Here is a 15,398-nt window from a genome sequence, read left to right on the forward strand (position 1 = left end):
TAGATTTAATGATTATAAGTAATTTATATATATTTGCAAGATTTTTTTATATTATATCAAAATTTTTTATTTCTAAATTTGATTATACTTGACTTTTAATTACAGTCTAATATAATATGTAATAGGTAATAATATAACTTTTGAAGGAGCCATTCATTATGAAGAGAGTAGTATTAGCGGCATTATTTTTATTGATGATATTTAGCACATTTATATATGCTGTAGATAAAAAATATATACCTAACAATGCTGATAGTGTTTTTTCCCTAAATGCAGATATGCTAGCTCAGAAATCTGAAATTAATTTGCAGGAGCTTTTAAATAAATGGTTTATGCAGAAATATGCTGACAGATATTTAGAATATAGAGATGATGAGTTTGTAGCTGAGGCTATGACAAACAGATTAAATGATTATATTGATTTTTCCAAAACAGCGAGAGTGGTTTTCTTCAATGGATATCAGCAAATGTCTATAATACTTGATGTAAAAGATATTACCGAACTTGATAAATTAATGATTAAAATGTCTAGCCAAGAAGATAAACTTGTTTCTGTGGCTGATAATGCTGCATACAGGTATTTAGCTTTAGATGAATATAATTTAATATCTTGGAATAAAGAAATATTTACAATCAATTTAAAATTAAAAGATAATTATTGGTATAATGAAGAATTAAATAAAGATGATATAACAAATATAGCTAATTATATATTTATTAATAATACCCCTTTAGATAATGAAACTTTTTTGTCATTAGAAAATGAAACTAATGATGTTTATGTTTGGGCTAATTTATCAATATTGGCTGATGATACTTCTGACTTTGCTAGATTTTTATTTGGAAGAAGTTATGACGGCATACCAAGAGATAGTTATAAAGATGCAATTCTTACTACAAAAATGAAATTTGATAATGGGGAAGCAAATGTAATTGTTGATAGTTATACTCCAAATTATCCTTATGATGCTTCGCTTCTAAAAAAACAATTAGCTGATAATATATATAGTTTTGCTAATGGCGAAAATAATTACGGCTTTCTTTCTTTGGCATTCAACAGTAAGGAACTTGCAAATCATATGAGAAGTATTATGGGAGATATAAATAATCTTCCATTTGAGGAAGAATTAAAAGTTTTGGAAGAATACAACATTGATGTTTATAAGTTTATAGAACTTTTAGGAGGAGATATATTTGTATCTGTATGGGATAATCCTGATAATAATACAGATCCTAATATACTTGCTTCTATTTCTATAACTGATACAAATTCTGTTGAAATGATACTTAAAAGTTTATCTGAAGATTCTGCTGATGGTATTTATACAATAAGCGGATATTTATGTTATATAAAAGATTCTATATTATATGTTTCAAGTAATTCTGATATTATAGATTCTATTATTAATGGAGAGCTTCCTGCTTCATCAATAGCTAGTGATAAACTTGATTTGGCAAAAAATAATACTATGTCTTTATATTTAGAGTTTAATCCTAATTTATCATTATATGGAGTAGGTGATGACTATACAGAAGCATTTGAATCAGCATATTTTACTTCTAATATATTGGATAATAATCATACTCAAATGATTTTCAAAATTAATACAAGAGATAAAGAAAGAAATTCACTTTATATAATAAAATCTTTTTTTGGATTAGAATAATATTATATTTTTCTGTATAATATATGAGATTAGATGAATATGTTTATAAAGAGGGATACACAGAAAGCAGATCTAAAGCACAGGATATAATACTTGCTGGCTGTGTATTTGTAAACGGTGTAAAAGTAACTGCTAAGGCTCAAAAGATAAAAGATACAGATAATATAGAAGTAATTCAAAATATAAAATATGTATCTAGAGCTGGTGATAAACTTGAAAAGGCTTTTTCTGTATTTGATATATCTGTAGAAAATAAAATATGTTTGGATATTGGGGCATCTACTGGAGGTTTTACAGATTGTTTACTTCGATATGGGGCTAAAAAAGTTTATGCTTTAGATGTCGGGCATAATCAGCTTGTTTATAAACTTCGTTCTGACAGTAGGGTAGTTTCTATAGAAGATTTTAATGCCAAAGATATTAAAAGAGAGATGTTTAATGATGAAATACCTTCTGTGGTAGTGAGTGATGTTTCTTTTATATCAGTTTCTAAAATAGCACCTATAATATTTAAAGAATTAAATGATTTAGAGTTTTGGATTAGTTTAATAAAGCCTCAGTTTGAAGCAGAACGCGGCGATGTATCAAAAGGAGGTATTATTAAAGACGATATTTTAAGAGAAAAGATAGTAAATAATGCTATTGATAGGATTACTAAATGCGGATTTAAAGAGATAAACAGAACAGTATCTCCTATAAAAGGCTCTAAAGGAAATATAGAATATTTAGCACATTTTGTTATTTAATTATTATTTTCTATTTTATATGAGTTTCTTTGTTTGTATATATCATATTCTTTATAAAACTCATCTACATTATTAACAACCAAATAACCGCCGTCTAGTACACTTAATGCTTTTATTTTTTTCAAATCATCTTCTATATTTGGTTTGTATTCTATACCTATCATAGAACATATATCATTTATATTATATTGAAAACTTATTCTGCTTAAACTTTTAAATAATAGTTCATTTTTCATTAATGCTTCTATAATGATTACAAATTTACTTACTATATTATTAGCTTTAAATGCCCTTATTCTTGAAATTGTACCGTATATTCTCATACTCATCATTTTTACAAAATATAATCTAAGATTTCTATCCGACTGTACCAAATTAACAGCATCTTCTTTTTTTATTAATTCTATTATAGAGTCTTGAAGCACTATTGCAGTTGTTAAAAGTAATTTATTTTTTGAAAGCGGAGAATATCCGTTAAGAACATCATTTGTAGAGAGCACTCTTCTTGTAACCTGCCTATTATCAAATATATTATAAACCCCAATCTGCCCGTACTTTATAACATATAAATAATCACTTGCCTGAAGCTCTGTATAAATACAAGTTCCTTTTTTGTATTTATATATATTATCTTCAATGTTTTCTGCTTCTTCTATAGGTTTTATATTTCCAAATAGATTATCAAGCTCTTTTATTTTATCTTCATTATTAGGATATAATTCAGCGTATTTTTTGTATAATTTATAAGCAGCATCTTTAAATCCGTTTTTAGAATATATTTTACACATTTCTATTATGTTGATATTACTCATTCTATTGTGATGGCTATTATAGTATGGATTGTTTTCTTTATTTAAAAAATAATAATATCTGTTAAGCCATCTTTCTATGTTAATTAAAAGATAATCGTATATTTTATTAATAAGATTTAAATTATCTATTTTCTCTATTTCATTAATATTCATCTCTATTACTTCTACATCTTCCAAAGCCTTAACAGTTGAAAAATAAGGTTCATTTAAAACAGCATTAAATAATACTATGATTTCTCCTTCTTTATACTCTATAGTATAATTGTCAGCAAAATAACTGTACACAATAACGCTTCCTTTTTTTATTATAAAGAAAGTATATTTAGGTTCTTGCCCCTCTATAAAAATAGTAGCAGATTTATTAAATTTAATAGTATTATAATTTAACATAGTTAATCCATATATAGTTTGTGTAATATTTTAATACATTTATAGCGTATGTCAATAATTATTTTTTTGATATTCATGATATTCTTTGAAAAAATTATTTATATTAGTTATTTTTATGTATTTATCTTTTACAATTTCTACAGATTTAATTTTTCTTAAATTATTAAGAATATCATCTTTAGATATATTATTTACAGAGTTTTTTACATCGTCTATGGTATGAGATAACAGTATACTTTCTGATTCTTCAAATAATATTTCTATTTTTAATATAGTAGATATTATTATAAATAGTTTTAAAGTTATATTTTCTTCTTCTATAGCTCTTATTTTATATAAAACATTGATAATTTTTACAGACATCATTTTTATATTGTATGATCTTAATTGTTTATCTTTGATAATCATCTCTAAAAACTCTTCTTTTTGCAAAGTTTTTACATAGGAGGTTTCTAATGCTATTGCTGAGGTTAATAGTGGTTTATAATCTGACTTTGGCCCGTATCCGTATAATATATAATTTTTTCCATATGCTTCTCTTAATAAAAGCTCTCCGTTAATTGCATTATAAACGCCTATTTTTCCAGACATTATTATATATAAAGAATTGCTTGGTTTTAATTCTGTATAAAGACAGCTGCCTTTCATATATAAATATATATTATCTCTAAATTGTTTAGGAGGAGGCATGGCTTGCAATTTTGATAATTCTATTTTTACGCCTTCAACATCTTCTGCATAATCAAATTCTTTTATATATTCATCATATAATTTATAAGCAGCATCATAAAATTCATTTTTTTTATATATTTCTGCTATAACAAATATGCTCTCCTTATAATATAAATCTAGTTTATTTTTTACCAAATTACTATAGTATTTAGAAAGCCAAGTTTCAAATGTAGAGTTTAAATAATCATATATTTTTTTTATCAAATCTGTGTTAGTTAAATTTTTTACATCCGCAAGATTCATTTCTATTACTTCAGTATCTTCAGCTGCTTCTATTGTTACAAAATAAGGTTCATTGGTTGCTAAATTCATAAGTCCTATAATAAACCCTATATTATATTCTCTTTCATAATTTTTTGAATTACTTGAATATGATTTGGCTTTTCCCTTAGTTATTATGTAAAATACATCTTTAGGATAGTTACCTTCTTCATAGATTAAATAATTTTTTGGAAATTTTGAAGTCTTGTAATTATTCATTTTGTAATATTTATGTTAATTATTTTACTCCTTTTAATTATAATTCTTTTTGAAAAAAAAACAAGAAAATTTAATATATTACTAAAAATATTATGCTTTTAATATTTTTGTTGTTTTGCATATTGTATTTTATTCTATGTGTTATTAATTAAAAATATTTATATTTAGAGGATAAATATTTGTTAAACCGTATATTTTTTGTATTCTTCAAAATAGCTTTGAAAATTTGATACTCTTATACTATTAGAAGAATCTAATTCCAAATATTTTATTTTATTGAGTGAGTCGCTTATTTCTTTATTACTATTTTCTATATTTAATATATTTTTTAAATCTTCTATTTTATAAGGCAGATTAACATATTTAGTTTTATTAAATAAGGTTTCTATTTTAAGAATAGAGTATATTAAAATAATTAATTTCATATTTAATTCTTTTGAATTTACAGCTTTTATTTTCAAAATAGCACTATTAATTTTTGTTGCTGTAATTTTTATATAATTAGCTTTAAACTCTGGGTCTGTATTTATTATATTCATTAAATTTTCTTTTTGCAAAACTTCGATTGTAGAATCTTCAAGTACTATAGCTGTTGTGAATAGTGCTTTATATTCTAAAACTGGTCTGTAGCAATTTATGATATAGCCAGAAGGATAAATAAGTCTTACAGTTTGTTTTGAATTCACAATACTGTAAATTCCTACTTTTCCAGACTTGATAATATATATATTGCTGCTTGGTTCAAGTTCTGAATATATGCAGTATCCTTTTTTTACTTTATAAATATTTTCTTTTATTTTTTGAGGTTTATCTGCAGGTCTTGTATGAAGTATTAATTTTTTAGCATCGTTTATATTGGAATCATCTTCAAAGAGTCTTATACAACTGGAACATATTTTATATGCGGCATCAGAAAAATTATTATTATTATAAATATTTGCCATAGTTAATATATCTTCTTTATTATACAAATCCACCTTATTTTTTGTGATTATAGTATAATATTTACTTAGCCAGCTTTCCAATATATAAGAGAAATAATTTGAAATTTTATCTATTAAATTATAATTATCTATTTTGATAAGATTTTCTACTTTTATTTGTAAAAGTTCTGAATCCTCTATTGCTTCAACTGTTGAATAATATGGTTCGCCTGTTATTGCTGAGATTAATCCTATTATATCGCCTTCTTTATAATAACTTGTATGTGTTTCATAAAATTTATTGTATGCGGCAGCTTTTCCTTTAACTATTATGTAGAAATATTTTTCAGGTTCTTGATTATCTTTAAATATGATATCCGATTTTTTAAATTGTACTTTAGTATACTGTTCCATTTTTCTCTATTATATTTGATATATTACTATTATAATGTACGATATAATTATGTCAATAATAAAAATTAGATTATAACCATTTTATAATATAGCAATAATAAAAAACTAATCATTTTGTACAATCTTCATATTCTCTAAAATAATTTTCTGTATCAATTACTGTAATATTATTAAAAGAATCTAATTCTATATATTTAATTTGGGATAATTCGGAATATATAGTATTATTTTCTATATCTGTATTTATCATGTTTTTTATATCTTCTATTTTGTATATAAGTTTTATAGATTTTGGCATAATAAATAATGTTTCTATTTTTAGAATAGAATATATAATTAATATAAGTTTATATCTAATATTTTCTCTTTTTACAGCCTTAATTTTTAATATAGTGCTTATAATTTTTATTGAAGTCATTTTTATAAATTTGATTCTAAGTTCTACATTGCTGTATAAAGTTTTTATAAGTTCATCTTGATTTATGATTTCGATTACAGAATCTTCTAAAGCTATTACAGTTGTAAGAAGCGGTTTGTATTCCAGTATTGGACTATAACCATTTATAATATAGCCTTCAGGATAAACTGCTCTTGTAACATATCTTTTATTCATTATATTATATACCCCTAATTTTCCAGATTTTATATAATATATATTATTACTTATTTCTAATTCGCTATATATGCAGTATCCTTTTGTTATTTTAATAGAATTTTTTCCTATAGATTCTGCCTTTTTAGCTGGGGTTAGAAATTTTATAAAATCTCTCACTTTATCAGTATTAGTATCTTCTTCAAATGAATTTATATATGTTATACAAAGTTTATAGCTTGCATCTTCAAATCCGTTTTCTTTATAAATACTTGCCATAGTTAAAATATCTTCTTTATTGTAAAGATCTATTTTATTTTTAGTGATTATTGAATAGTATTTGCTAAGCCAATTTTCTAATATAAAAGACAGGTAATTTGATATTTTATTTATTAAATGCTTATTATTTAATCTGTTTATATTTTCTATTTTTATTTGCCACAGTTCACAATCTTCGGCTATTTCGGATGTGGAATAGTAAGGCTCACCTGTGATTGCCTGTATTATTCCTATGATACCGCCTTCATTATATGTAATAGTGTAATTATCGCAAAAATTATTGTATGATAATATTTTTCCTCTTGATATTACATAGAAATAATCTTTTGCCTCTTCTCCGTTTCTGAATATAACGGTTCCTTTTGTATATTTAACTAATCTGTATTTATCCATATACTTAATATGCGTATAAAATATTTACAATTAGATTATAATACTTAGATAAATTATGTCAACTAAAATATTTTTTAATAATATATTAAAAAATGTAATTTTTATATTCTTCTATGTAATTTTTAACATCTGATATATTTATATTATTTAATGAATCTATTTCTATGTATTTGACCTTTTCTAGTTCTAGACATATATCCTTATTAGACATTTTTATATTAAGCATATTTTTTATATCATCTATTTTATATAATGATTTCAATGTTTTTATATCATTATTAAATAGTGTTTCCATTTTTATTATAGAGTAGATAATAATTATTAATTTTTTATTTAATTCTTTTGTATTGATAGATTTAATTTTTAATATAGCATTATGAACTTTTATAGATGCCATTTTAATAAAGTCCATTCTTAATTCTCTATCTTTATTTATCATTTTTACTAATTCTTTTTTGCTTATAATATTAATCACTGAATCTTCAAGAATGATTGCCGTAGTTAGAAGGGGTTTATATTCAAGAGAAGGTGGGTATCCATTTATAATATATCCTTCTGAATAAATATTTCTAATAATTTGTTTTTCATTTAAAATACAATAAATGCCTACTTTACCTGATTTAATTATATATATATGATTGCTGGAAGATATTTCTGAGTATAGACAGTATCCCTTTTTAAACTCAAAAGATGTTCCGATTATATGTTTAGGTTTTTCTAAAGGCTTTATATCGTTTAATATTTTTTTTATTTCATCAGCATCATCAGTGTCTGGAAACATATGCATATATTTAGAAGCCATTTTATGAACAACATCTGTATAACCATTATTTTTATAAATTTTTATCATAGTTAAGATATCATACTTATTATACAAATCCACTTTATTTTTAGCGAGAATAGTATAATATTTGCTAAGCCAAGTTTCTAAAATGAGATAAAGATAATTATATATTTTATCAAGCAATTCTTCGTTACTAATATTAATTATACTGTCTGTTTTTATTTTTATTACTTCTGTTTCTTCTTCTGCCTCTATAGTAGAAAAATACGGCTCATTTATAGTAGAAGATACAAGACCTAAAATGCTTCCTTTCTCATTATTATACTTATAAGACTTATAAAAATCATTGTAACATGTAGTTTTGCCTTTAAGTATTATATAAAAATGATTTAAAGGTTTTTCTCCAGACTTTATAATAATATCATCTTTATTAAATTTAATGGTATCATATTTAGACATAATACTCCTATAAAAAACATTATTATTTTTTGAAATTACACTATTATCAATTATTCACACTATATCAGGCGGCTATTATAATATAAAGGGTAATTATGTCAATATTTTTAAAAAAAATTTAATATTTTTTATATTTTTAAAACAAAAATTAAGAATTTTACAAAATATCATTCTACTATATTTGGAGTAGAGTTCCTTTTCATATACATATTATACTCGTTAAAGAAATTCTGTACATTCGGAATAATTATTTTGCCTTCTCTTGAAAATAATATTATTTTAGTTTTATTCATTTCTGATTTTATATAATCTGTATTTTCAATTCCAACCATAGCACATATATCATTGGCGGTATATGGAAGCTCCAAAAAATCGGCATTTTTATCAAATAATAATGCTGTTTTTGTAAATGAATATATCATATTGTAAAATTTACCCACTCTGCTTTTTATGCTTATACTGTAGCTTTTTATAACTGTATTGTATATTCTTCTAGCCATAATATTTACTAAATGATACTGAAGTTTGGTATTGGTAGAAGCAAGTTTCAAAAAATCTTCTTTATTGACTATCTGTAAAACGGTATCTTCTAATACTATGCATGTGGTAAGTAAAAATTTATTTCCAAGTATAGGCTTGTATCCTATAATATTTCCGCTTGGGAATATAATTCTTGTTATAAGCCTTCCGTCAAACACACTGTATACTCCTACTTTGCCGTCTCTTATTACATAAAGTTCGGTATTACTTTCCAATTCAGAGAATATACAGCTTCCAGCCTTATACTCAAATAAATTATTACTTATTTGTAATGGAGCTTCTATTTTTACATCTCTTTCTATTGATAATATTTTGTTATTTACTTCGCTATGATCCTTATCTGGGAACATTTCTATTATTTTTTTATACATATATAGGGCAGCAGATTTAAGTCCATTTTTTTCATATATTTCTGCTATTTCAAAAGCATTATTTTCTTTGTAGCTTCCTATGTTTAATGTTTCAGCCAATTTATAAAAATATTTTCCAAGCCATATTTCCATAAACTTTATTAAATGCTTATATATACTTTCTATTATTTTAGTATCTTCAATAGCATATATATCTTTTATATGTATTTCTATTAATACGGCATTTGTTGCAGCAATAGCGGTTGAATAATAAGGTTCTGATAATATAGCTGGAACTATTCCTATTATCTCTCCTCTTGTAAATTCAAAATTTGTATTTTCTATAACGTAATTTTTGTCTATTATAGTACCTTCTTTAATTATATAAAATACATCTTTTGAATTTTCTCCAGCCACAAATACGGCAGAGTCTTTTTTAAACTCAACAACATTAAAATCTATCATAATAATAACCCCTAAACTTGATTATTATATTATACTTTATAATTTTTATATAACAAGAATATATAATTATTTTTTAATATTAAAAATCATTATATTTGAGAGTAAATGTTTTGTTATTGAATGAATCTTCTACTATTATGTTATCTTCTTTGAAGTATGCCTTATATGTAAAATACAAATCATGATTATATTTATCTAATATTAATTGTCTTATACTAACTATATTAATATAATTTTGGCTTTCAAATATATTATTAGAAAAGTTGTACAGCATATAATCAAATACTCTTTTATATGCTCCGTTCTCTTCTTTGGTGATATAAAAACCATAGAAAAGTATTTTATTATTATAGCATTCAAAGTCTATAAAAACCCAAATACCATTAAACTGACTATTATTATATAATGGTTTATTATGATAAAAATTGAATATTTTATTTTGATTATTTAAATCTAATATTGAAAAACCAGATAAATCTCTATTAAATACAAAATAATCATTATTATCAGTATATTTTATTATTTTATACATACGAGAATCATCACTTTTATAATTATAAATTAATTCATCTTTTTTATTATATAAAGTTCTATCATATCCTATAATATCCTTATTATGAATAAATCCAGTATATTTTTTATGAATTAGATAATAATCATCATTTAATATAGTTTTCTTTTCTTTTTTGAAATATTTATCTTCAAATAAGATACCATATTTAAGCCAATGGTTTTTATAAGATTCTGTATAGTATAAATTTTCTAATATCATATTATAATTATATTAATAATAGTTGTATTTGTCAAATTAATCATTTATTATTTTTAAATATTTGCTTTCATTATGTATTCTATCTAGTGCTGTAACATAATATATATATGTATTTTTTGAGTTTATAGTTTTATCTTTATAAATTACTTTAGAGTTAATATTAAAATTTGTTCTTCTTATTTTATCTATCAATTCTATACCACTTTCACCTATAGTTTCTCTATATATAACATAATATGATGACACAGAAGGCAATACATGTCCGTATTTATCAGTTTTGTATTCGTTAGGGTCTGTAAATGATATTTCTATGCCTCCGAAAACTTTTTTTATAGAAGGATTTTCTAATTTCATAGGGGCTTCACTTATATTTTTCATTGTATTCATAGTTGGTACTATTGCTTTGAATATATAATTATTCTCTTTTATATATTTTAATGCTAAATTTCCAAAATCTCCGCTGTCTCTATCTTTTTTGTACATACTATGCATAGTAAAAAAAGATGAACCTTTTATATAACCTCTGCCTATTTTTCTTATATAATCTATTTGTTCAGACATAAGTTCTATATTCTGCCAAGGTTCTGTATTAGTTTCTCTTCCCATTTTATATAATGCATGTCCTATATATAAATCAGCAGTATTTGTCCCTCTTGCTTTTTTATATTCATTGACCCACCAATCAGTTATAACATCAAAAGGAGCTGTTTTATGAGAAGAGCTCCAATATACTTGTGGTATTACAGCATCTACATACATTCTGTTTAATCCGTCCTTATCCGAAGCCTTTTCTAATGAAGATGTCTTTTCTCCGTTAAGAAGCCATAATAAAACATCAGCATGCAAAGCGTCAAAATTAGGATTATATGATTTTGTATCACTTCCGTATTTGCTTCCTATATATTCAGAAAGTTTTGTATTATTTCTCCAAACTCCCGCAGGTGATATAGTCCATTTTACATAAGGCTTTCTTAATTTTATTTCTTTATATAAATCACTCACAAGTCGGTTTATATTATCTCTTCTCCAAGCATAAAGCCCATTCACACCATAATCATCATAAGAGGTATTATTAATATCGTATCCTCTTTTTGAACCGTACTTTTCTGCACTTACTCTATCAGGCCAATCCTTATATGTTTTGCCTCCTGCAGCATTTTGGTAAAAATAATCATCAAAGTGTATGCCGTCAACATCATAATTCTCAACTACTTCAATAACAGAATCTATTATATATTTTGAACTTATAGGCTCTCCGGGGTCTAAATATATTCTGTTATCGTACCAATGTATAGGCTTAAGATTATTAGATACATATGTGTGAATAAAGTTTTTTTTAGAAAATTGTTCTTCATAAGTTTTATTTTTATCATAAGTCAAAGACATTCTATACGGATTAAACCATGCATGAACTTCTAAATTTCTTTTATGTGCTTCATCTATTATATACTCAAGCATATCAGTTTTGAAAGGGTATTCGTCTTTTTCATATTTTGAATCGGTACCAAAAAAATATCTTGTTGTAGGATTAATTTTTGATGGGAATATTACCCCAGCATCTGGTTTTACCTGAACAAACACTGCATTAAAATTATTTTCATATAATGTGTCTAAATGTTTTATGATAAGTTTTTTCTGTTCATTTTCACTTCCGCCCTTTACAGGCCAATCTATATTAGCAACAGTAGAAAACCATGCAGCTCTGAACTCTCTGTATAATGGATTTAGACTTCTGTCTTCTTCCATATTTTTTATAAGCATTGTTCTTAATTTATCTGGTAGGGAAATATTTACAGTTTGACATGATGATATTAAGAGTACTGTAAGGGATATTAATATAATGATTTTCTTCATACTTAATTCATTTTTCTTATTGAAATATTTTTTAGATTATATATTTAATATAGATAACAGTCAATATATAGATAGATTTTGATAAAAATAAAAAAGGGACTTATAAAAAGCCCCTTTATTAAATTCTAAAATATAAGTTAATATTAAAAGTATTATAGCATACTGTCTACCATAGCTTTAATGTTTTCAATAGTAGCTTCTTCTTTAGTAACTTCTTTAACTTTAGCACCATCTTTATAAACAGCTATTGTAGGAAGACCTAATATTTTTTCACGAATAGCTAATCTTCTAGCTTTAGAAGTATTAAAAGAATAGAATGGTACTTTTCCTTCATATTCTTTAGATAATTCATGAACATGAGGCATTAATGCTTTACAAGGTTCGCAAGTATCGCCAAAATAGTCAACTAAACATAAATCCTTTGAATTAATAACTTTTTCATCAAAATTGTCTTTATTTAATTCTTCCATTATAAAACTCCAGAGATATATTTTTATAATATACATTATATAAAAAAAATATTCTTAGTCAAGTTAAAAACATACGATTTTTTAAAAAATCTACTTATTTACTATGTAAATTTAAGTTATTCAATTTTGGTTTCATCTTGACAATTTCTAACATTATGAATATATTAATACAATGCTTAGCGATATTTTTATAGACATACAGAAGAATAAAAAGGAATGGCTGAAAAGCAAAGAGGGTAATGAATTTGAAGATAGATTTGAAGCCTCTTTGAAACGCTATGGTTTTAATAGAAGAATAGCAAGCGATAAAGAAATTAAAGATATACTTTTATCTCTAAAAAATGATGTTTTAGATAAAAGCTCTGATAAAATAATAGATAATATTTATGCTTTAAAAGATAAAAGTATGGAAAATTGTTTTATATGTCAGCCTTATGGAAGTCAGAATTTCCCAGATTTTTTAATATTTACAGATAAAAAAATCATTGCTGTAGAGATAAAATACAGCAGCGGTAAATCATCTAACCCTATGTGGAATAGTAATTTGCCAAAGGCTAATGCAATTTATATATTTGGCTCTTACGGAAGAGGAGATGTTACTTTTTTTATTGGAGCTGATGTTCTTCCTATGAATGAGAGAATTGAGCTTATAGAGTTTTTTGAAGAGATAAAAAAACTTGAAGATGATTTCAAAATTAAAATGAAAAAAGAAAGTAAAAATAATCTGTTTGCATATAAATTTGACAGGGGCTTTAATGTATATGTTAGGCGTGCTTATGAACAGAATAAAACTATAAATGATAATGCAAAAATAGATTATTTTCTTCATGAAGATAGAATAAAATGCGAAAATAATGTAATAGAGTTTTGTAATAGTTTATAATTTTGTAAGAGAGATATGATGCAGGAAGAGTATACAAAAGAAAGTTTTGATTATCTTAAGAATACTGATATAGAAAAAAGAAAAAGACTAGGACAGTATTTTACGCCTAAAAGTATAAGAGATTTGCTTTTAAAAAAATTAATATCCATTTCGGATAAAAAAGACAATGTAAAAATATTAGACCCAGCATGCGGAAGCGGTGAGTTTCTTCTATCTTGCAGAGAATATTTTAATAATCACACTCTTTATGGTTTTGAGATTGATGATAGTTTAGTTTCTATTTCAAAAAAATTAATAAATAATGCTGATATAAAATGTATTGATACTTTAAAAATAGATACGGAAAAATCTGTAAAATATGATTATGTTATAGGTAATCCTCCTTACTTTGAGTTTAAACCAGATAAAGAAACAAAGAAAAAATATTCTGATATAATAAACGGAAGGCTTAATATATTTTCCATATTTATAAAACTAGGTTTAGAGATTTTAGAAGATGGCGGATATTTAGCATATGTTGTGCCTCCTTCTATGAATAACGGAGCTTTTTTTAGTAAATTAAGAGAGTATATAATTAATAACAGCAGTGTTGAATACTTGCATATTGTAGAGGGTTCTGATAATTTTTATATGGCCAATCAAAAGGTTATGCTTTTAATACTTAAAAAAATTAATAATCATAAAAATAAAAAATATATATTTTCAAAAAATGGTATTACAATATTCACAGAGGATAAAACTTTTTTAAACAATGCCTACAAAAATACTGTAAGTTTAAAAGATATAGGATATGCTGTAAAAACAGGAAGCATTGCTTGGAATAAATATAAAGAAAATCTCACAGAAGATAAAAATGATTCTATACCTTTAATATATTCATCAAATATAGTTAATGGAAAAATAGTTATACCAAATAAAAGAAAACTTCAGTATATAAAAAATATTTCTAGAGAGTTGATAATAAAAAATAATGTTATAGCGGTTAATAGAATAACAGGCTCTCATAAAAACATTAATATAAAATCGGCAATAGTAAAAGAAAAAGAGTTTGTATGTGAGAATCATGTTAATGTTATATATCCTTTAGAGAGTTATAATAAAGATTATAGTTTAGAATATATTTATAATGCTTTAAATGATGAAACTAATACAAAAGTATTAAGTCTTATAACAGGAAACACTCAGGTATCAAAAACAGAATTGGAAAGGCTTCTTCCAATAAAAATTATTGCGTTATAATTTTTTATTAATTTGACAAAATATGTTTTTAATGATATAATGAAAAACAGATTAAAGAGAAACTCTAAACTCTAAACTCTAAACTCTAAACTCTAAACTCTAAACTCTAAACTCTAAACTCTAAACTCTAAACTCTAAACTCTAAACTCTAAAC

Annotated in this window: 13 protein-coding genes; 4 read left to right on the forward strand and 9 right to left on the reverse strand. The window is 24.3% G+C overall.

Annotation, left to right across the window (positions count from 1 at the left end):
• Positions 1–158 precede the first annotated feature (158 nt).
• On the forward strand, positions 159–1,667 hold the full coding sequence (locus tag F811_RS0106150) for a hypothetical protein (protein ID WP_020004398.1): 1,509 nt from the start codon (positions 159–161) through the stop codon (positions 1,665–1,667).
• 23 nt (positions 1,668–1,690) lie between these two features.
• Entirely contained in the window at positions 1,691–2,413 is a 723-nt protein-coding gene (locus F811_RS0106155; protein WP_020004399.1) for a TlyA family RNA methyltransferase, read from the forward strand.
• On the opposite strand, the gene F811_RS0106160 is transcribed toward F811_RS0106155, so the two are convergent.
• From F811_RS0106160 to trxA, 9 genes are all read right to left on the reverse strand, one after another.
• Positions 2,410–3,615: a cyclic nucleotide-binding domain-containing protein gene (locus F811_RS0106160; RefSeq protein ID WP_020004400.1), complete on the reverse strand. Its 1,206-nt coding sequence runs from the start codon at positions 3,613–3,615 to the stop codon at positions 2,410–2,412. The genes F811_RS0106155 and F811_RS0106160 overlap by 4 nt on opposite strands.
• 51 nt (positions 3,616–3,666) lie before the next feature.
• Positions 3,667–4,827, reverse strand: coding sequence for a cyclic nucleotide-binding domain-containing protein (locus F811_RS0106165; protein ID WP_020004401.1), 1,161 nt, complete (start codon positions 4,825–4,827; stop codon positions 3,667–3,669).
• A gap of 182 nt (positions 4,828–5,009) precedes the next feature.
• Positions 5,010–6,164, reverse strand: coding sequence for a cyclic nucleotide-binding domain-containing protein (locus F811_RS0106170; RefSeq protein WP_020004402.1), 1,155 nt, complete (start codon positions 6,162–6,164; stop codon positions 5,010–5,012).
• A gap of 109 nt (positions 6,165–6,273) precedes the next feature.
• The gene (locus F811_RS0106175; protein ID WP_020004403.1) at positions 6,274–7,428 is read right to left on the reverse strand and encodes a cyclic nucleotide-binding domain-containing protein; all 1,155 of its coding nucleotides are present in this window, start codon (positions 7,426–7,428) and stop codon (positions 6,274–6,276) included.
• Between the two features lie 85 nt (positions 7,429–7,513).
• Positions 7,514–8,671: a cyclic nucleotide-binding domain-containing protein gene (locus tag F811_RS0106180; RefSeq protein ID WP_020004404.1), complete on the reverse strand. Its 1,158-nt coding sequence runs from the start codon at positions 8,669–8,671 to the stop codon at positions 7,514–7,516.
• 167 nt (positions 8,672–8,838) lie between these two features.
• Positions 8,839–10,026 carry a cyclic nucleotide-binding domain-containing protein gene (locus F811_RS0106185; RefSeq protein WP_020004405.1) on the reverse strand — a complete coding sequence of 396 codons (1,188 nt, stop codon included), beginning with the start codon at positions 10,024–10,026 and terminating at the stop codon, positions 8,839–8,841.
• Positions 10,027–10,105: 79 nt separating this feature from the next.
• Positions 10,106–10,798: a hypothetical protein gene (locus F811_RS0106190; RefSeq protein WP_020004406.1), complete on the reverse strand. Its 693-nt coding sequence runs from the start codon at positions 10,796–10,798 to the stop codon at positions 10,106–10,108.
• A gap of 36 nt (positions 10,799–10,834) precedes the next feature.
• Positions 10,835–12,652, reverse strand: a complete 1,818-nt coding sequence (locus F811_RS0106195; RefSeq protein ID WP_026364369.1) for a glycoside hydrolase family 10-like protein — start codon at positions 12,650–12,652, stop codon at positions 10,835–10,837.
• 152 nt (positions 12,653–12,804) lie between these two features.
• Positions 12,805–13,122: a thioredoxin TrxA gene (trxA, locus tag F811_RS0106200; protein WP_020004408.1), complete on the reverse strand. Its 318-nt coding sequence runs from the start codon at positions 13,120–13,122 to the stop codon at positions 12,805–12,807.
• Between the two features lie 172 nt (positions 13,123–13,294).
• Here trxA and F811_RS0106205 point away from each other — a divergent pair, with 172 nt between their 5' ends.
• Both F811_RS0106205 and F811_RS0106210 read left to right on the forward strand, forming a co-directional pair.
• The gene (locus F811_RS0106205; RefSeq protein WP_020004409.1) at positions 13,295–14,005 is read left to right on the forward strand and encodes a hypothetical protein; all 711 of its coding nucleotides are present in this window, start codon (positions 13,295–13,297) and stop codon (positions 14,003–14,005) included.
• Positions 14,006–14,023: 18 nt separating this feature from the next.
• Positions 14,024–15,244: an HsdM family class I SAM-dependent methyltransferase gene (locus F811_RS0106210; protein ID WP_020004410.1), complete on the forward strand. Its 1,221-nt coding sequence runs from the start codon at positions 14,024–14,026 to the stop codon at positions 15,242–15,244.
• The last annotated feature ends 154 nt before the right edge of the window (positions 15,245–15,398 follow it).

Origin of the sequence: Brachyspira innocens ATCC 29796, from assembly GCF_000384655.1 — a bacterium.
GTDB classification, from domain to species: domain Bacteria; phylum Spirochaetota; class Brachyspiria; order Brachyspirales; family Brachyspiraceae; genus Brachyspira; species Brachyspira innocens.

Bases quoted from the DNA above. Each gene is read 5' to 3' on its own strand.
- F811_RS0106150 (WP_020004398.1), top strand. From the start codon at position 159: ATGAAGAGAGTAGTATTAGCGGCATTATTTTTATTGATGATATTTAGC.
- F811_RS0106155 (WP_020004399.1), top strand. From the start codon at position 1,691: ATGAGATTAGATGAATATGTTTATAAAGAGGGATACACAGAAAGCAGA.
- F811_RS0106160 (WP_020004400.1), bottom strand. From the start codon at position 3,615: ATGTTAAATTATAATACTATTAAATTTAATAAATCTGCTACTATTTTT.
- F811_RS0106165 (WP_020004401.1), bottom strand. From the start codon at position 4,827: ATGAATAATTACAAGACTTCAAAATTTCCAAAAAATTATTTAATCTAT.
- F811_RS0106170 (WP_020004402.1), bottom strand. From the start codon at position 6,164: ATGGAACAGTATACTAAAGTACAATTTAAAAAATCGGATATCATATTT.
- F811_RS0106175 (WP_020004403.1), bottom strand. From the start codon at position 7,428: ATGGATAAATACAGATTAGTTAAATATACAAAAGGAACCGTTATATTC.
- F811_RS0106180 (WP_020004404.1), bottom strand. From the start codon at position 8,671: ATGTCTAAATATGATACCATTAAATTTAATAAAGATGATATTATTATA.
- F811_RS0106185 (WP_020004405.1), bottom strand. From the start codon at position 10,026: ATGATAGATTTTAATGTTGTTGAGTTTAAAAAAGACTCTGCCGTATTT.
- F811_RS0106190 (WP_020004406.1), bottom strand. From the start codon at position 10,798: ATGATATTAGAAAATTTATACTATACAGAATCTTATAAAAACCATTGG.
- F811_RS0106195 (WP_026364369.1), bottom strand. From the start codon at position 12,652: ATGAAGAAAATCATTATATTAATATCCCTTACAGTACTCTTAATATCA.
- trxA (WP_020004408.1), bottom strand. From the start codon at position 13,122: ATGGAAGAATTAAATAAAGACAATTTTGATGAAAAAGTTATTAATTCA.
- F811_RS0106205 (WP_020004409.1), top strand. From the start codon at position 13,295: ATGCTTAGCGATATTTTTATAGACATACAGAAGAATAAAAAGGAATGG.
- F811_RS0106210 (WP_020004410.1), top strand. From the start codon at position 14,024: ATGCAGGAAGAGTATACAAAAGAAAGTTTTGATTATCTTAAGAATACT.